This window comes from Desulfobacterales bacterium (assembly GCA_030066985.1).
Classification (GTDB): Bacteria; Desulfobacterota; Desulfobacteria; order Desulfobacterales; family JAHEIW01; genus JAHEIW01.
Genome location: JASJAN010000005.1, coordinates 102,547 through 121,449, shown reverse-complemented (window position 1 = coordinate 121,449; position 18,903 = coordinate 102,547). Strand labels below are relative to the sequence as shown.

Below are 18,903 nucleotides of genomic sequence, written 5' to 3'. Positions count from 1 at the left end.
AATCTTAAGTGGAATGCTAGTGAATGAAACACTTGGTTGTTCTTTTTTTTGCTCTTTACCTATCCGTTTCCGGCTGCGTGAGTATACCGGATAACCTGACGGTGGAAAACCAGCCGCACAAATTCGATCTGATACCCGCTGAAGACCTGTGTCAGCCTGAATCTGCCTACTTTCCTCAGCTGTCAACGCCGGTAAGGAGCATGGGCACCAAGGCCTCTATTTTCCGTTTGTTGAGCTGGAATATCCAAAAAGAAAACCGAGCAGGCTGGGAAAAGGATCTTGAGCGCCTTTCGCAAAATGCAGATATCCTCTTAATTCAAGAGGCTCATCTAACTGATGAACTCAAAACCTGGTTGAATCGCAAGCCCTATTATTGGCATTTGGTGACGGCCTTTGAATACCATGATATAAAGACAGGGGTCTTGACGGCTGCGAACAGTGAACCTGATTTTATCTGCCCCCAAAGGGCGGCGGAGCCTCTGATCCGTTTTCCTAAAACCATATTGATCACGCGCTATCCGCTGGCACATAGCCATCACTCTCTGATGATCGCCAATGTTCATATGATCAATTTTGCGCCGGATCTTACCGCATTTCGTAAACAGGTGCGCCAGATGACAGAAGTTTTGAGCGATCATGAGGGCCCCATGATTGTAGCGGGTGATTTTAACACCTGGAGTGAAGAACGCATATCGATTATTGAAACAGAAGCCGGACGTCTGGCGCTTGTGCCTGCAAACTTCAAAACCGATGCGGCCCGTAAGGTATTCGGCTACACGGTGGATCGTATATACTATCGTGGATTGACGCTTGAAGAGGCGGTGGTGGTCGAAGTCACTTCCTCGGATCACAATCCTCTAAAGGTTGCATTCAGGCTACAAGGTGACGGCGACTAAGGTCGTTTTGCTTATTCTGATGTTTTCTTATCCTCTTCTGCCTTTTTGAGCATCTCTGCAGGGTCTTTCATAATTTGCTTTATCTGACTGTCGGAAAGCAGAAACGGGTAGTCGCTGCCGGAAGAGACTGCCGGATAGTTATCAGCATCATTTTCAAGCTTGGCAAAAATATCCAGCTGGTGTTCCTGTATTCCATTTAGCCTCACCATATAGATTGGCTCTGAAAATGAATCCTTTTTGCGATCATCGATATACCCGGTGCAATTAAGGCTGCTCAGTGTGGTTAGCAGGCGACTGAGGTTCTGCTCGTTGATGCTTTTTCCGTTGCGGTCCTGCCATTCAAATTTGACGGCAACCGGTGAGGATGCGTCTGTTTTTTCGAGCTGGGATGCCGCCGGTTGCACCGGCACCTCATTGCGAACCAATTCGACCGCTGTCTGCTCTTTTGTAATGTGAACCAGCTGAATATCAGTGGGTTTAAAAGACAAAACACTGCGGTCGCGCAGGTTGTCCAGTGTCTGATCAAATTTGCTGCGAAAATTGTCGTTGGCATGAAAAACGCGAGTGTCATCAGCGAGTTTGACAAAGGTATGCCGAAATGAAGGGGCGGCTTTGCCGATATCCAAATTTCGTACAAGCGCATCGTCCTGCCAGGCTTTAGCAATGAGGCGTCTTTCCGGATTCAAGTCATAGCGCTGGTAATCCTTTGATTCCGACACCAAGGCAGCCAGGGAAAGGGTTTCAAAAACTGCTAAAATGCTATTGACCTTGTTGATGTCAGCCAAATATCCTTTAGGCTCAAGGTGCCATTGATTGTCTTTCTTTTTTAAAATAATCGTATCGTTTTCTTTTGATATTTCAATTTTGGTAATATTGCCGGGGTCGAGTTTAGCGAGTGTCGGTAGCTGATAATGGGTGCGATCGCCGCTGCGCGTAAAAAGATAGACGCATAATGCGATGATGATCAGGATAAGAATGATATACTCTTTCTTGACTTTCATATTTTAGCTTTCTGTACTCTAAGTTTCATCATTTTGGATTCTATTACCAAAGTGTCAGGTTTCGGGTGTCAGTGAAATTGAAATATCTGAAACCTGACACCTGACACCTGAACCGCCTCAGGCGGAACTTATGACTTTTGGAACATCACCTGAATATTCTTCTTACGGGCATGCCGGCGAAACCATACCGCGATGCCAAAAACCACAACGAGCGCTGGCAGACCGACAATATTCAACGTTTTAACGAATGTTCGGGTTGAGGCCGCTGCATCATCCAGGGGATTAAACCGCTGCTGTTTGCCGCGCATAACGGCGATGTCCTCGCGGCCGTTCAAATAATCGATGACATTCAGGATATAAGTTGCATTCGGCCCCCTGCCGCCGGCATCCAGTATATTGTCTCTGAGCATATCACTTGAAGCCATCAGAAAGATTTTTCCGGGTTTGCCTTTGGCCAAAAATTGACCCTCGGCGGTGATTTTGGAAAGATCAATCGCAGACGCCTGATCGGATGTCTGATTATTTTCCTGCTGCTCATCCATATTCTTTTCCGGTATGGGTTTGTCGGCAAAGTAACTCGGAAATTCTCCGGACAGAAAATACGCCAGCGCTTTGCTCTGCATTTCCTCATCGGATTTGGGTGGCTGCAGAAACATCGGGTTCAAGGTAATCCGACCACTCATTTCCCAAGATTTTTCTGAGGAGGATATCAGACGGGTGGCTTCGATGTTACTGGCTGTCAGACGCTCTGTATCAATCTCCAGAGGAGAGATTTTTAAGGTCACCATCCCTTTGATGTTTTTCATAAAGCTCAGTTCTTTATTGATGAACCGGTTTTTAATGATCGGCGCATAATATATGGCCCGTTCCCCACCGCCAAGTTGGGCCGGCACTTCCTGATGAAAGCAATTTTCGTCCAGAACATAAGACTGTTTAACGCGAATCCCGTAATGGCTCAGGAGTTTCTCAAGCCCGGTGTCCAATGGAACAAAGACCGTCTGCTGCCCTCCCAGACTTCTGGCCTGTTGATTGCCAGGCTGAACTTCCTGGAAGCGATCCAGGAACAGGATCAAATTCTTACCCTTCATTAAAAATTGGTCAATTTGAAACAGGCCATAATCTGAAAAAGGCTCTGTCGGGCGCGCGATAACAATCGAATGGAGATCGTCGGGTATGGATTCTGTTTCTACATTAACTGGCTTTAAAGTGTAATTTTGGGAGATCAGGGTTCGAAAATTCAGGACGGCATCCGGATTCTGACGGATGTTGGGGCCCAGTGGTGATACACCACCAATGTCCAGTGTCCCATTGCCGGCGACAAACCCCAGGTCCTGATTGATATCAATCAGGGCTTCGATATTGCGGCCAATGAGCTCTTCGACTTCCGCGATGGTCATGAGTTTATATTGGGTGCCGATAATGGGAATTTTGATCACTTGCAGTAAGGGCACCACTGTGGTCCGTCCAATATAATCCATTACCATACCGATGGCGCCGTTGCCGGGCAGAATGCGCCCGTCGTCCAGAGCTGGCCATTTAACGGTCATGATATTGTGTTGTTTAACTGCTGCGGCTAGGCTTTCATCAGCGCTGGGATCGAAAAATTCGAAATCAAGTTTATTGTAGTTTTTTTGATTTAACTGGGCGACCATCTCCTTGATATCTTCAGGAAACTTCGCAAGGTTTTTCAGGCCGATATAAGATGCGATTTGATTCAGCGAGGAAGATAAAAACAGTTTAATCTGAATATTGTCTTCTATCCTCAACAGCGCACTGATCTTATTATTCAACTTTTGGATGGCGGTTGTCAGATTGTATTCGAGACCTTCTGTTGTCGCTATTGTCGGAATGCGCTCAATGAGATCGCCGTGGATGACCACTAGCCCCATATAGGCGCGTTGAAATTTAACCTCATCTTTTTCAATGGCCTGAATCTGAACAGGATGAATGCCATAATTGTTTGCCAGCTTCTGGTTTTCCTGGCTTTCCTCGGACAATTCACCTTCCTCGGCGCTGACGTCATGAAAGCTGTAGTTAAAGTAGTGATTGGCATTAATGGCATATTCTTCGAGCAGATCGTGCAAATAGCGTTCGGTATTGTTATGCGGAGCAGGCAGGTTTTTTGTAAAAAAGACTTTTACGGTCAGCGGTTCGCTCAGAGTTGATACCACCTTCTTGCTGGCATCGGAGATCGAGTACATTTTATTGGCACTCAGGTCGAGTCTGAAAAATAGGGTAGTACCGGCGATGTTAACCAATACGATGACAATCAAATAGATTAAAAACTTAATGTATGTTTCCGAACCTTTTTTTAACGGCATAATGATCTCCTTACTGCTTTGCACGTAAAGCCAGATAGGCCGCATATAGGCCGATAAAGCAAACGCTAACAAAATAGAGAATGTCACGGCTATCGATGATGCCTTTGGCGATATTTTGAAAATGGAAATCAGCCCCCAGATAGGCAAAAAAACCTAATAATGACTGGGGAATGAAGTGGAGTAATTTGTCAATCAACGTCAATGCAAAGCAGATGGCCAAACCAATAATGAAGGCAATGATCTGATTGCGCGTCAGTGCCGATGCAAACAACCCGACGGCTGAGAATGCAGCGCCCAATAAAATAGCACCCATATATCCACCGATCACAGGTCCCCAGTCCAACGGGCCCATCAAAGAGACGGTCAGCGGATAGGCAAAGGTGGGCACCAACATCGCAATGATCATCGCTACACTGGCAAAGAATTTGCCGAGGATGACATCCCGAGCGGTCACCGGCATCGTCAATAAAATTTCATCAGATCCCACATTTAATTCTTCAGATATGAGGCGCATGGTAATGGCCGGAATGACAAAAGCAAAAATAACCGGTAATAGCGCATAAAATGTTCTTAAATTCGCCTGGTTGAACAGGAAAAAGGTCGCAAAAAAGAACCAACCGGTTACCAGCAGAAAAATTGAAATAACGATATAGGCAATCGGGGAGATAAAATAAGCGTTAAACTCCCTGCGAAAAATATGAACCACCTGATGCATGTTAGTTCTCCTTGGTGAGTTCGCGAAAAATGTTTTCCAATGACTGGGTTTCCTGATGAAACGCCAAGAGAATCCAATCGGTTTCTTTTATCCGGCCATAGACCTGTGGCCGCAAATCCTTTGTGGAGGGGTAACTGAGGCTGACGTTCAGGATGCCGTCGGTTTCAGATAACCACGTGATCTCATCCAGCCCTTTGATACTTGCAAGTTTTTGCTGCACGGTTTTGAAATCTGTGTTTTGAACACTCAGATTCATAATGTTTTTGCCTCGTGTGGATTGTTTCAGGTTTTCAGCACTGCCATCTGCTACAATTTTGCCCTGGCTGATGATGACAATACGGTCGCAGGTAGCTTCTGCCTCACTGAGAATGTGTGTTGACAGGATGATCGTTTTTTCTTTGCCGATTGCCTTGATGATTTTTCGAATTTCAACAATCTGGTTGGGATCAAGGCCTGAGGTCGGTTCATCCAGGACCAAAACTTCCGGGTCATTCATCATGGCATGAGCCAACCCCACGCGTTGTTTGTATCCTTTGGAAAGCTCACCGATCGGCTGGTGCATAACCTCATTGATACCGCACAGGTCCGCCAAGTGACGGATGCGCTCAGATTTTTTGGAACCATCAATTTGCCGGATCGCTGCCACGTAATTCAGATAATCGAAGACCAACATATCATGATATAACGGGGCAGATTCCGGCAGATAGCCCAATATTTTTTTTATTTCTAAAGTGTGTTTATCAATACGGTATCCTTTGACATGGATATCTCCCGAGCTGGGGTGCAAGTATCCGGTGAGCATTCGCAGTGTGGTGGTTTTCCCTGCCCCATTAGGGCCCAATAACCCAAGGATTTCACCTTTTTGAATCTCGAAATTAATCTGATCCACAGCGCAAAGCGTGTGATAATACTTGGTAAGGTTTTCGACTTGAATCATGGATATCTCCCATTTGGATTGCATTCATTGCCAGAGCAAGTGGCTATAAAAAAACAAAGCATCATTGTCAAGACCGGTGCAAATATTCAGTCGGCCGCTTCAACTCCAAAAATTTAATGGGATGGTGGCGCAGGCAGGTGGATTAAACCGATCCATCGTACACAACCAATAAAACCTGGAAAATTTATTTGCTAAAACATAGAAAAGATGAGAAATAGATTTATCTTAGGTTTACTGGAAATCTGTATCCCGCTATATGGTTTAGCAGAAATTCTATTACAATAATGCCATTTTTGCAAGTCGTCCAACGAATGAAGCAGCGCCTTATGCTTACCAAATAAAAGCGCTATCATTAAACGGCTCCTGTTCTTACCGTAGCGCTGGGTAAAAACAAACGACAATTGCCATGTCACAGCGTTTTGAAAGGAGTTATCTAAATGACTCGCCGCAACGGTGCCAATAAATGGTTAACCTTCGCCTCTGTTTTGATCATTGTTGCCATCATGATCGGATTAATCAGCGTCGCCTTTGATTTTGGGGCAAATAGCGCATATGCCAAAGAAACACAGTATTTTAACGCACCTGCCAGTTTCAATCGATTGGCAGTGATGGTCAGCCCAGCAGTGGTCAACATCCGAACGGTGAAAACCATTAAAGGCGGCGGGCCGGTTTTTCGCCAATTTCAGCGCGACCCCTGGGGTAAAGAGGGCCCCTTCAAAGATTTTTTTGAGCGGTTTTTTGGTGATGAAAACCAAAGAGAATTTAAACAGCCCAGCCTTGGGTCTGGATTTATCATCGACAAAGCCGGGTTTGTCGTCACCAATAATCATGTCATTGAAGATGCGGACCAGATAAAAGTAAAGCTCAAAGACGAACGTGAATTTAATGCCACAATTGTCGGCCGAGACCCCAATACCGATATTGCCCTGCTTAAGATCGAGTCTGATGAGAAATTTGCCACGGTAAAACTCGGCAATTCCGACCAACTTCAAGTGGGACAATGGGTCGTGGCCATCGGCAGCCCATTCGGACTTGAGCAAACAGTCACAGCTGGAATCGTCAGTGCCAAGGGACGTGTGATCGGGTCAGGCCCTTATGATGACTTCATTCAAACCGATGCCTCCATCAATCCAGGCAACAGTGGGGGGCCGCTGCTGAATATGCAGGGTGAAGTGGTCGGCATTAACACAGCCATTGTCGCCACCGGCCAGGGAATTGGTTTTGCCATTCCTATAAATCTGGCCAGGGATATTATCGTAGCGCTTAAAGAGGAAGGTGAGGTTACCCGGGGATGGCTCGGGGTCGCCATCCAGGATTTAAGTGCTGAGATGGCCGAATACTATAATGTCGAGAGCAAGAAGGGCGTATTTGTAGCCGATGTTTTTGATGGTGATCCGGCAGATAAAGCAGGGATTAAGCCTAAAGATATTATTCTGACCGTAAATGGTGAAAATATTACTACTAGCCGTCAGTTGACCAGCATCATCGCAAAAATTCCGGTCAATGACAGGGCTAAGATAAAGTTACTGCGCAACGGCAAACAAAAAACGGTCAGCGTCAAAATTGCCAAGCGTCCTGAGGAAAGATTGGCCAGGCGGGGGCCTACCCCCGAGCAGACCGAAGAATTTGGCATTCGGGTATCAGACCTGACACCTGAAATCGCCCAACGTTTTAACATTGATGAAAGCGTCGGTGTTATCGTCACCCAGGTGGCAACCGGTAGTAAAGGCGATGGCGCGGATGTGCGAGTTGGTGATATTATCAAAGAGATCAATCGTAAACCGGTCAAAAATGTTGCAGGCTATAAATCTCTATTGCGCCAAATTGAATCTGGTGAATCGGTTAATTTGTTTATTCTACGGCGAAATGCCGGATTTTTAGTGGCCAAGATGACCAAGTAATCGGGGGAATCGGGAATTTTAAACCAAGTATCTGTTGGCGGGCTTGGAGGGGTCAAATTTTTAGGTGTCAGTGTTCAGGTGTCAGGTGTCAGCAAAAAGAGGACTGAAGGCAGAAAACAGAAGACAGATATGTTGATCCATCCATCATTCGTATTTATCGTCTGACTTTTGTTGTCTTGCTTCTGTCTTCTGACACCTGAACACTGACACCTGAAACCTGCAGACTAATCACTAATCGTCTTACTCAAATCCGGGATGGTCTTTGGTTTGCCGCGTTCCATATAGCGACTATCGTTGCCGCGAGCGGTGACATTTTCATAGACACCGTCGTCTCTTCTAACCAGCTTGGTAAAGCCCATGTCGCGCAGTTCGCTGTTGGTTTTTGGGCAGCTGATATTGATTTTCGATATTATTTTTCGCACCGCTTCGCCACATTGGGGACATTGCGTTAATTGATCATCCTTTAAGGTTTGTTGAACATCAAACACCTTCCCCAATTTGCACTCTTGCTGAACATGTTCATACTCATATGTTGGCATATTTTTCTCCGGTTACCGTCCGATGTCATTCTGGATAGGGCTGGACTTCTCGTTCAGGCGCCCCATCACAAACACGCAAACCTGATAATAAAATTATAAATGGAATTGAAATTCTGTCAAGCATTTGATGCCCGTTCTCCACTCGACTGACCTGCTCGCAAGTTCATCTTAACCCCCTAAAGTTTTTTCAAAAGCAGCCGATAGCGGTAATGGGCTTGAGTGCGCATCTGCGCATACATGAGCTTCATAACCGTGGTCATGTTACGAACTGCTGTTAAATTAGCGTCATAAATGCCTGTACAACAAGGTCTCCAAAATTCGCATGCTGATGAATAAGGTCAGGGTAAACAATTATGAGTAACGCACAGCCGATTGAACAACCGGACATCAAACTGAAGATCAAAGAAGCTGAAACCTGTCATTCCATGGGGATGATTCAAGAGGCGCTCACCATTTATGAAGAAGTGCTATCTCTATCATCCGATGGGGAAGATGCGGCCAATGGTAGTTTAAAAAATAAAATCGGTAACTTGCGCAAAGAATTAGAGCTGAGAGAGATGGCCGAAAATCAGGGGCTTTCGGCCGAAGATATATCGCTGTTTAGAAAAAACCTGTCATTACACGATGATGTGCCGACGATACTAGACGGAGCACGGGCGCTGAAAGAACTCGGGCTGCTTGAGGAGGCGATTGTCGAATATGAGAAGCTGCTTGAATTTGATTTTGGAAAATCCGATTACTCAAAACTGGATTATTCCCCCGCCCAGATCGTGGTTGACTATTTAACTTGTTTGCTGCAAACCCAACAGGCGCAAGCAGTTGTCAAAAAAGCGATGAAGGTTATTTATCAGCACAACTTGAATGATAAAGAAACCGCCAAGATTCAATTCTGGCTGGGCAATGAGATGGAAAGTAGGGAGCAGCGCGACCAGGCCCTTGAGCTGTATGAAACCGCAGCTAAAATTGATCCGAAGAATCAAGAAATTTCAGCTAAAATCGATGCTTTGAAATCGAGTATGTCAACCAGTTCAAGATATGATTATTTGCTGCGAAACAAAATGGTTACAACCAATCAGCTCCAAGATGCACTGGCGATCTCCAAGAAAGCGGGCAAAAGCGTTGAATTTGTTTTAACCGATCGCTTTAAAGTTAAAAAGGAAGAAGTGGGCAAATCCCTGTCCCTGTTTTATGGGTTACCGTTTCGCAGTTTTGATCCGGATATCATCGTTCCGGTGGAACTCACCAATAATTTGAAAAAGTCATTTTTGCTGTATTATATATGGGTCCCGCTAAAATGGACGAAAAAAGGTGTCGAGATTTTGGTCGACGATCCCAAGGATCTGCGGAAAACAGACCACATTAAGGCCTTGATGCCGAATCAGAAGATTAATTTCGCAGTGGGGTATAAAGAGGACATTGAAAGCTATATCAATCACTTCTTTGATCCAAAAGTTGAGAAATTAACCGAAAATGCATATGAAGATCTGGATGAAATTATACCGGATATTTCATTTGAAGAAGAAGAGGAGATTGAGGAGGACTTAACGGGCTTGGATGAGTCTTCCAGCCAGGTGGTCAAATTTGTCGATCAGGTATTGGTGACCGCCTTTCGAAACAAAGCATCCGATATCCACATTGAGCCATCGTTGATCACGCGCAAGACGACCATACGCTTTCGCACCGACGGGGTCTGTCATGAGTATATCCAGGTGCCCAATGCCATGGCACCGGCCATTGTATCGCGGCTCAAGATCATGGCAGATCTTGACATCGCCGAACGCCGTCTGCCCCAGGACGGGAAAATACGCTTCAAGCGCAAAGGCATCCAGGAATTTGAACTGCGGGTTTCGACCATGCCCACCGCCGGAAGATTTGAAGATGCGGTTTTGCGTATTTTGACAAAATCCGGGATGCTAAAATTGGATGAACTTGGGCTGAGTGAGCGCAATCTAGAGGTCCTGCAACGGTGCATCCTACGGCCTTATGGTCTCATTTTGTGCGTGGGTCCGACAGGTTCAGGAAAAACAACGACCCTGCATTCCGCGCTGGCGAGCATCAACGAGCCGGGTGTCAAAATTTGGACAGCTGAGGACCCGGTTGAAATTACCCAGGCCGGATTGCGTCAGGTGCAGGTGAAACCCAAAATTGGTTTGGATTTTGCCAGGATCATGCGCGGCTTTTTGCGCCTTGACCCGGATATTATCATGATCGGAGAAATGCGGGATCGCGAAACAGCCGCTACCGCCATAGAGGCCTCTCTAACCGGTCACTTGGTGCTATCTACGCTGCATACCAACAATGCCCCCGAGACCTTGACGCGGCTGCTGGATATGGGGATCAATCCGCTGAACATTGCCGACTCATTCCTGGCGGTGTTGGCGCAACGTCTGGTCAGAAGATTGTGCACTGAATGCATCGAGACGTATCACCCAAAACAAGAAGAGTTTAACTACATTATTCAGGACTATGGGGAAAAGCCTTTCCAGGAGCTGGGGGTCGATTACAATACCAACTTCAAATTGCATCGATCAATTGGTTGTGAAACATGCAATGGGTCCGGTTATAAAGGGCGGATGGGCATACATGAATTAATTGAGGGCACTCCGGAAATAAAAATACTGATCAAAAGACAGGCAACATCTCAAGACCTGGCGAAACAGGCCATCAAAGATGGGATGACGACATTGAAACAGGATGGTGTTCACAAAGTTTTTGAGGGCACCTCTGATATGCGTGAAGTGCGCCGGGTCTGTATCGAATAAACGTTAAAGGGGATCGAAATGTCAAAAACAGCATTGGTGGTGGATGCGGATTATTTTTTTGTCGAATTTGTCAGCGAACTGCTCACAAAGCGGGGCTATGACGTCACCAAGGCCTATGATGGCAAAGATGGTATCTCTAAGCTAGAGGACTTGCCGCATGATGTGATGTTTGTGGATCTGGTGATGCCCAAAGTCGATGGTAGTCAGTTTATTGATTATGTGCGGCTTAAGTATGGTCCCAACCATTTTCCAATTGTAGCGCTGTCGGGCGTCATGGTTGAGCAACTTGGCAGGCTCAATGAAATAGGGGCCAACTATTATATGGCCAAAGGGCCGATTGACAAACTGGCTGTCCAATTGAATGGACTCATGGCTGAAATTGAGACGCAACCTCAACCCTCATCTGACCGGACTCAAATAAGACAAACCGGCGGTGTTTATCCCAGACGCGACGCTGTTGGCTTGCTCGACGCCTTAAAATTTCATCAAGCGGTTATTGAAAGTCTGGCCGTGGGGGTTGTGGTGGTTGACATTGATGGCCGTATCGTAAATGTAAATCCCGCAGCATTTGAGATTATTGGCAAATCCCCGACAGAAGTTCTTAATCATCCGGTGGGTGAAATTTTCCCGGCTGAGGCAAAGTCCAAACTGGGTAACGCCCTAAAGCAGGCGGCGCAACTGTCTGAAAAATCCAAAATAAGCTTTCTTTCAGAGTTTGATCAGCGCATGATCCGCACGAGTGTATCAACAATAGCGCAACCGGCCGGCGATGTCGGTTGGGTTCTTTCTCTGGAAGATTCTTCTGTAAGCTGAATACCCAACAAAGGTTGTATGCCCTTTTCATCCAACCCACTTGATAGGTGTATCTTAGCCCTCCAGAATTGTTTATCACCTTTTGAACTCCTGCGTTGAATCCACTTGAAGCAAACGGTTTTATCTGGTAAGAAGTCAAATTTAAACACAATTCCGTTCGAGCTGATACGCGTTTCTGACAGCCTTATCAGATCAAGGGGGTTTTATGGTACGGGTGGGTATTGTGGGGGCAACCGGTTATGCCGGTGCAGAACTGGTCAGAATTCTTAGTAATCACCCCCAGGTAAAACTGACTGTTTTGACTTCGCGTCAATTTGCCGGGGTGCAATTCGACCGGGTTTACCCGGCAATGGCTGGATACGTCGATCTGACCTGCGATGAGCTGGATCTCGAAACGGTGTGTCAAAAGGCCGACATTGTATTTTTGGCGCTGCCTCACCAATTGCCCATGGCCCTTGTTCCGCAATTTCTCGAGCGCGGTGTTCGCGTGGTGGATTTATCTGCTGACTTTCGCTTTAGTGATGTTGCCGTATATGAATCTGCCTACCAGCAGCATACCGCTAAGGATTTGCTCAAACAGGCCGTTTACGGTCTGAGCGAGATCTATTTTGAAGACATCCAATCTGCTGATTTGATCGGTAATCCAGGTTGTTACCCCACCAGCACCCTGTTGCCACTGATACCATTGGTACGTGAAAATTTTTTGGATATTGATAGCATCGTTGTTGATGCCAAATCAGGGGTCAGCGGAGCCGGCAGGTCTTTAGCGATAACCAGCCATTTTTGCGAAGTCAATGAATCCCTTAAAGCTTATAAGGTTGCCAATCATCGCCACAATCCGGAAATGAATGCCATTTTAAGCCGTGTAGCCGGCCGGCCGGTCAATATAACATTCGTACCTCACCTGATCCCCATGAGCCGGGGAATGTTGACCACCATTTATGCTTCACCGAATGGCAACTTGCAAAAGGCTGATATTCGCAGCTGTTTGCAAAAGGCATATTCAGATCATGCATTTGTGCGGCTATGCCCAGATGGGCATGGGCCGGATACCCTGCATGTCAAGGGCACCAATTTTTGTGATATCGGATTTCAGCTGGATAATCGCGGTCATCGATTGATCCTGATATCTGCCATTGATAATTTGGTGAAAGGCGCTGCCGGGCAGGCGGTTCAAAATATGAATATCATGCTAGGATTCGATGAAACCACCGGTTTAAGTGCAATTCCCTATCCACTCTGATTTTCAGTTATTTGTTATTGGTTATCTGTGATGAGCTGAATCGTGCAAAATACAGTGATTAGTTATTGACTTTTTGCCTGGAATGAATTGTATGTAACAAGTATTTTCTTTATCAATAACCGATAATGAATAACTAATAACTATCCCATAAAGGAGGACAAAGATGACAGCAAAGTTGATTAAGGGAACAGAGATCCGCGAAGAAATTTTAAATGAAATTTCGGATGAAGTGAAAAAAATTAAAGAAGAGCACGGCGTTGTTCCCGGCCTGGTCACCATTTTGGTCGGGGAGAATCCGGCCTCCATTTCTTACGTCACATTAAAAATCAAGACCGCCAATCAGCTGGGCTTTAAGGAAATCCAAGATAGCCAGTCCGATGATATTTCCGAGGAAGATCTACTGGCCCTGATCGACAAGTACAACAACGATGATTCGATTAACGGAATTCTGGTACAACTCCCGCTTCCCAAACACTTGGATGAAAAAAAAGTGCTCAATGCCATCGATCCGGACAAGGATGTAGACGGATTTCATCCGGTCAATGTGGGTCGTTTAATGATTGGCGGCAAAGAGGTCAAATTTCCACCCTGCACCCCCGCCGGAATTCAAGAAATGATCGTGCGCGCCGGTGTGGAGACCAGCGGCGCCGAGGTGGTCGTCGTCGGGCGCTCAAATATCGTCGGCAAACCGATTGCCAATATGATGCTGCAAAAAGGCGATGGCGCCAACTCAACGGTAACCGTCGTACACACCCGAACCCAGGATTTGGCTGCTCATTGTAAACGGGCCGATATTCTGATTGTTGCCGCTGGTGTACCGGGTCTGGTCAAACCCGAATGGATCAAGCCGGGGGCATGCGTAATTGATGTGGGTGTAAACCGGGTGGGTGAAAAGATTAGTGAAAAAACGGGCAAGAAAATTGCCATCCTAAAGGGCGATGTCGATTTTGATGAAGCCAAAGAGATTGCGGGTTCGATAACCCCGGTGCCCGGCGGCGTGGGCCCCATGACCGTAACCATGTTGATGAAAAACACGCTGAAGTCTCTCCGGTTTAAGCTGGGTTTGGCATAATTGGCAACCGGTAAAAAAAGCTAAAGTTTGCCGACTACAAGCCGATATACAATCCAGACACGATTATTTATATATTGACAAATAAATTGCACCCTAATATATTGTTTTTAGGACAATTTTGTTTATTGAAAGGGCAAAGTCACCGAAAGATGGCGGCGCAAAACCATGGGTCTAAAGCCAAGCGGCTAAGACTGCCAGGTTGCCAATATTGCTTAACGAGAACGCTTTTGGGTGATCAGGCCTAAAGGCGTTCTTTTTTCGTTTGATCTTTTGGGGTATGAAAAAAAGATACGGTTGACTGAACGCAAAACCAATAGGCGCCAACAGCCTTGACAGGCCTGCTGAGGATATGATACCAAACAATCCCAAAATGCCTGTCGCCCAGCCGTCTCACTCATACCCATTGGCTCCAATCGCTCCCGGGTTGTATACGGGGTTGAATGGGGAATATTAAAAAACCAGGGCAAATTAAAAATCTGTTTTAAGGTATACCGCTATGCGAAAGAAAATTTCTTTTGTTGTTCTCAGCAACAGCGGGGCGCCAGCTAAGCAATTCTGCGCCTCAAAAACCGTCATCCGATTGGCGGGTGTATTGCTACTCGCCTGCTTTGCGCTTTTTGGTTATGTCGTCTACGATTATTTTCAGCTTAAACATACCACCCAGCACTTAGAGTCACGTGAGGTGTATCTGACCAGTGAACTGGGCGAAATTCAAAGCCAGCGCAAGCAGATTCAAGAGTTTGCCAATGAGATCAATTCGTTAAAAAGCAAACTGGTGGCGCTCAACAATTTTGAAACCAAAATTCGCATCATCGCCAATATCGAAAAAACCAACGAGTCGAACAATATATTCGGTGTCGGCGGCTCTGTGCCTGAAGACCTGGATGCGCGTTTGCCCCTCATGGAAAAACACACCGGTTTAATACGTGATATGCACGAGCAGATTGATGAGCTCAACCGGGCCTCAATTCAGCAGCAATATGAATTTGAATCCCTGCTCAAATCCCTTGAAGATCAGCAAAACCTTTTGGCTTCTACACCTGCAATTCGTCCCATTTCAAGCGCCGAAAAGTCCTGGGTAACCTCAAAATTCGGATTCCGGCGATCGCCTTTCACCGGACAGCGGGAATTTCACCAAGGACACGACATCTCTGCGCGGGAAGGCACTCCTATCATGGCGACGGCTGATGGTGTGGTCATTTTTGTGGGACGCAAGGGATTGCTGGGCCAAACAATTGTTGTCGATCATGGCCACGGAATGGTGACCCGCTACGGACATTGCCAAAAGTTTCTCAAAAAGCGCGGCGAAAAAGTCAAACGCTGGGAACCCATTGCGCTGGTTGGCAATACCGGCCGCAGCACTGGCCCCCATGTGCACTATGAAGTGCGTCTGAACGGTATTCCCGTCAATCCAACAAAGTACATCTTAAACTGATACGCACGCAGCGGCCTCTATCCCTATCTTTGATTCGGTTGGCGCTACTATCCGTACACCCTCGGCTTTACCTGCTGGCCGCCTATAGCATACGCCAACACGACATTGAATGTACCTGCTGCCCTTGCATCTGATGCTTACCGCCATTATATTTGAAGCAATCCTGATAATCATCCTGAGCTGATTTTGTTATTGAGACATACCTCAGATTTGGTATAATTCACTCCAAGAGATCATTTTCTTTAAATCAATGGAATCAGAAAGTCATTTACGAAATGATACTTAACGCATTAACAAAAGTTTTCGGCAGTAAAAACGAACGGGAAATAAAGCGGATTCAGCCTCAGGTTGAACGGATCAATGCCCTTGAACCGGCTGTTCAGGCCATGAGTGACGATGAACTCAAAGCGCAGACAGCCAAATTCAAAGAGCGCATTGATCAGGGCGAATCCCTTAACGACCTGTTGCCGGAGGCCTTTGCGGCTGTCAGAGAAGCATCCTTAAGGACTTTGAACATGCGACACTTTGATGTCCAGTTGATCGGGGGCATCGTGCTGCATGAAGGCAAGATCGCAGAAATGAAAACCGGTGAGGGCAAGACACTGGTGGCGACGTTACCGGCGTATCTAAATGCGCTGACCGGAAAAGGCGTGCATATTGTTACAGTCAACGATTATTTGGCCCGACGGGATACCGAATGGATGGGTCACATCTATCAGTTTCTGGGTTTATCAATGGGCACCATCGTCCATGGATTGGATGATGCCGAGCGCCTGGCGGCTTACGCTGCTGACATCACCTATGGGACCAACAACGAGTTTGGTTTTGATTACCTCAGGGACAACATGAAATTTGACCACAAATCACTGGTCCAGCCGCATCATAATTTTGCCATTGTTGATGAGGTTGACAGCATTCTGATCGATGAAGCGCGAACGCCATTGATTATTTCTGGTCCGGCTGAAAAGTCTACCGATCTTTATTATCAGGTAAACGGTCTGATTCCGAGGCTTTCCGCCGATCAGCATTACAGGATCGACGAAAAAGCGCGCTCGGCAACTCTTAGCGAAGATGGTGTTGCCCGATGTGAGCAGTTGCTGAAAGTGGATAACCTCTACGATCCGCGCTACATCGAATTGCTGCACCATATCAACCAGGCATTGAAAGCGCATACCTTGTTCAAGCGTGACGTGGATTACATCGTCAAAGATGGCGAAGTGATCATCGTTGACGAATTTACCGGTCGCCTGATGCCGGGCCGTCGTTACAGCGAAGGGCTGCACCAGGCCCTGGAGGCCAAAGAGGGCGTAAAAATTGAAAATGAAAACCAGACGTTGGCCACAATCACCTTTCAAAATTATTTCCGCATGTACGACAAGCTCGCCGGCATGACCGGCACCGCCGATACCGAGGCGGCCGAGTTCAAAAAGATTTATGATCTGGATGTAATGGTGATTCCTACCAACATGCCGATGATTCGGGATGATTTTCCAGATGCGATTTACAAAACGCGTAAAGAAAAGTTTGATGCAGTCTTAGATGAAATTAAGGAATTGAACGCCAAGGGCCAACCGGTTCTGGTCGGCACGATATCGATAGATGTTTCCGAAAACCTGAGCAAGAAGCTAAAGAAAAAAGGCATCAATCATTCGGTGCTGAATGCCAAAAATCATGAAAAAGAAGCCGAGATCATCGCTATGGCCGGGCAACCAGGCTCTGTCACCATTTCAACGAACATGGCCGGACGCGGCACGGATATTGTTCTGGGCGATGGTGTAACCGATGTTGGCGGGTTGCATATTATCGGCACTGAGCGCCATGAAAGTCGCCGAATCGACAACCAGCTGCGGGGACGTTCCGGCAGACAGGGCGATCCCGGGTCTTCACGATTTTACTTGGCTCTAGAAGATGACTTGCTGCGGATTTTCGGCGGTGAGCGCATCACCGGAATTATGGAAAAGCTGGGTATGCCCGATGGCGAACCGATCGAGCACAATATGATCAGCCGCGCGATTGAAAATGCGCAGGGCCGTGTTGAGGGGCACAATTTTGAAATTCGCAAACAGCTGCTTGAATATGATGATGTTATGAATCAGCAGCGGGAAGTTATCTATCGGCAACGCCGCGAAGCCTTAGACGGAAAAAGCTTAAAACCCGTTATCATTGAGATGATTCGAGAAAAAGCCGAAGATATCGCTGCTGAAATGTTTGGCGAAGAAGTCGTATCTGGAGAATGGGATTTAAAGGCGATTCGGAGCGCCGCCTTTAAACAGTTCAATTTTTATCTGAATGTTGATGGCGAGGACGCGCTGGAGGACCTCGGACAAGAGGGACTGGCGGGTTTGATTTTTGAAGGTGCCCAATCGCTTTACAACGAACGTGAAGCAGCCATCGGATCAGAGGATTTTCGGCAATTGGAGCGCGTGGTGATGCTGCAGACCGTTGACAATCTTTGGAAGGATCATCTGCTGTCTATGGACCATCTGAAAGAAGGTATCGGCCTGAGAGGCTACGCCCAGCAGAATCCGTTGCTGGTTTATAAAAAGGAAGGCTTTGAGATGTTTAATGAGATGATTGCCCGGGTAAAAGAAGAAACCCTGGGGATATTGTTTCGCATCCAGATCGAAGAGCCTAAAAAGATTGATGACCTCCGGGCACCCAAAGAACAGAAACTGTCCTTTTCAGGGGGAGAGGGGCCCGCTAAGCCAAAACCAGCCCAGCGAAAAGCCAAAAAGGTCGGTCGGAATGCGCCCTGTCCTTGTGGCAGTGGTAAGAAATACAAAAAATGTTGCGGTCGCTAAGCACTTTCAAAACAAAATTTTTTGTGACCCTTTACAAGCAATGATTCAGATGATTATTATACTTGCAGACTATAGTCTGAATCCGACGATTATGGCACCTTGAATTGCACTCTGCAGGGCATTGGGGCGTAATTCTTCAGAGAGTGTTTCTATGGGTGACTTTAATACTGAGTTGGAAGAAAGTGTTCGTTCAAAGAAAGAGCAGAAGGTTAAGGAACCACCCATGTATAAGGTTCTGCTTTTGAACGATGACTACACCACCATGGATTTTGTCGTTGAAGTGCTCAGGTTTGTGTTTAATAAATCGGTCACTGACGCAACCCAGATTATGTTAAACGTACACCGTAACGGGTTCGGACTGTGTGGAATATATCCATTTGAAGTAGCGGAAACCAAAGTCAATACGGTTGAAGCGCTCGCGCGTGAAAGAGGCTTTCCGTTGAAATGCACCATTGAAAGAGAGTAAA

At 46.5% G+C, this 18,903-nt stretch carries 14 protein-coding genes and 1 riboswitch; of the genes, 9 read left to right on the top strand and 5 right to left on the bottom strand.

The annotated features are described in order from the left end of the window. The first annotated feature begins 23 nt into the window (after positions 1 to 23). Positions 24 to 896, top strand: coding sequence for an endonuclease/exonuclease/phosphatase family protein (locus QNJ26_04445; GenBank protein ID MDJ0984770.1), 873 nt, complete (start codon positions 24 to 26; stop codon positions 894 to 896). 11 nt (positions 897 to 907) lie between these two features. On the opposite strand, the gene QNJ26_04440 is transcribed toward QNJ26_04445, so the two are convergent. The 4 genes from QNJ26_04440 to QNJ26_04425 all read right to left on the bottom strand — a co-directional run bounded on the left by QNJ26_04440 (position 908) and on the right by QNJ26_04425 (position 5,870). Then, positions 908 to 1,897, bottom strand: a complete 990-nt coding sequence (locus QNJ26_04440) for a DUF4340 domain-containing protein (protein ID MDJ0984769.1) — start codon at positions 1,895 to 1,897, stop codon at positions 908 to 910. A gap of 128 nt (positions 1,898 to 2,025) precedes the next feature. Beyond that, positions 2,026 to 4,218, bottom strand: coding sequence for a Gldg family protein (locus QNJ26_04435; GenBank protein MDJ0984768.1), 2,193 nt, complete (start codon positions 4,216 to 4,218; stop codon positions 2,026 to 2,028). 10 nt (positions 4,219 to 4,228) lie between these two features. Beyond that, positions 4,229 to 4,933, bottom strand: coding sequence for an ABC transporter permease subunit (locus tag QNJ26_04430; protein MDJ0984767.1), 705 nt, complete (start codon positions 4,931 to 4,933; stop codon positions 4,229 to 4,231). 1 nt (position 4,934) lies between these two features. Further along, positions 4,935 to 5,870, bottom strand: coding sequence for an ATP-binding cassette domain-containing protein (locus QNJ26_04425; protein MDJ0984766.1), 936 nt, complete (start codon positions 5,868 to 5,870; stop codon positions 4,935 to 4,937). Between the two features lie 437 nt (positions 5,871 to 6,307). Here QNJ26_04425 and QNJ26_04420 point away from each other — a divergent pair, with 437 nt between their 5' ends. Beyond that, on the top strand, positions 6,308 to 7,771 hold the full coding sequence (locus QNJ26_04420) for a Do family serine endopeptidase (GenBank protein MDJ0984765.1): 1,464 nt from the start codon (positions 6,308 to 6,310) through the stop codon (positions 7,769 to 7,771). Positions 7,772 to 7,995: 224 nt separating this feature from the next. On the opposite strand, the gene QNJ26_04415 is transcribed toward QNJ26_04420, so the two are convergent. After that, positions 7,996 to 8,310 (bottom strand): zinc ribbon domain-containing protein, encoded by a 315-nt coding sequence (locus QNJ26_04415; protein MDJ0984764.1) that lies wholly within the window; start codon positions 8,308 to 8,310, stop codon positions 7,996 to 7,998. Between the two features lie 353 nt (positions 8,311 to 8,663). Between QNJ26_04415 and QNJ26_04410 the strand changes: the two genes are divergently transcribed. From QNJ26_04410 to clpS, 7 genes are all read left to right on the top strand, one after another. Further along, positions 8,664 to 11,072: an ATPase, T2SS/T4P/T4SS family gene (locus QNJ26_04410; GenBank protein MDJ0984763.1), complete on the top strand. Its 2,409-nt coding sequence runs from the start codon at positions 8,664 to 8,666 to the stop codon at positions 11,070 to 11,072. 18 nt (positions 11,073 to 11,090) lie between these two features. Further along, on the top strand, positions 11,091 to 11,885 hold the full coding sequence (locus QNJ26_04405; protein MDJ0984762.1) for a response regulator: 795 nt from the start codon (positions 11,091 to 11,093) through the stop codon (positions 11,883 to 11,885). 205 nt (positions 11,886 to 12,090) lie between these two features. Beyond that, entirely contained in the window at positions 12,091 to 13,128 is a 1,038-nt protein-coding gene (argC, locus tag QNJ26_04400; GenBank protein MDJ0984761.1) for an N-acetyl-gamma-glutamyl-phosphate reductase, read from the top strand. Positions 13,129 to 13,291: 163 nt separating this feature from the next. Continuing rightward, the gene (gene folD, locus QNJ26_04395; protein MDJ0984760.1) at positions 13,292 to 14,200 is read left to right on the top strand and encodes a bifunctional methylenetetrahydrofolate dehydrogenase/methenyltetrahydrofolate cyclohydrolase FolD; all 909 of its coding nucleotides are present in this window, start codon (positions 13,292 to 13,294) and stop codon (positions 14,198 to 14,200) included. A 122-nt stretch (positions 14,201 to 14,322) separates the two neighbouring features. Next, positions 14,323 to 14,407, top strand: a riboswitch (cyclic di-GMP riboswitch). Positions 14,408 to 14,696: 289 nt separating this feature from the next. Continuing rightward, positions 14,697 to 15,635, top strand: coding sequence for a peptidoglycan DD-metalloendopeptidase family protein (locus tag QNJ26_04390; GenBank protein MDJ0984759.1), 939 nt, complete (start codon positions 14,697 to 14,699; stop codon positions 15,633 to 15,635). Positions 15,636 to 15,910: 275 nt separating this feature from the next. Continuing rightward, complete coding sequence (gene secA / locus QNJ26_04385; protein ID MDJ0984758.1) at positions 15,911 to 18,436, top strand: preprotein translocase subunit SecA; 2,526 nt, start codon at positions 15,911 to 15,913, stop codon at positions 18,434 to 18,436. A 151-nt stretch (positions 18,437 to 18,587) separates the two neighbouring features. Continuing rightward, positions 18,588 to 18,902 (top strand): ATP-dependent Clp protease adapter ClpS, encoded by a 315-nt coding sequence (gene clpS / locus QNJ26_04380; protein ID MDJ0984757.1) that lies wholly within the window; start codon positions 18,588 to 18,590, stop codon positions 18,900 to 18,902. Position 18,903 lies beyond the last annotated feature (1 nt).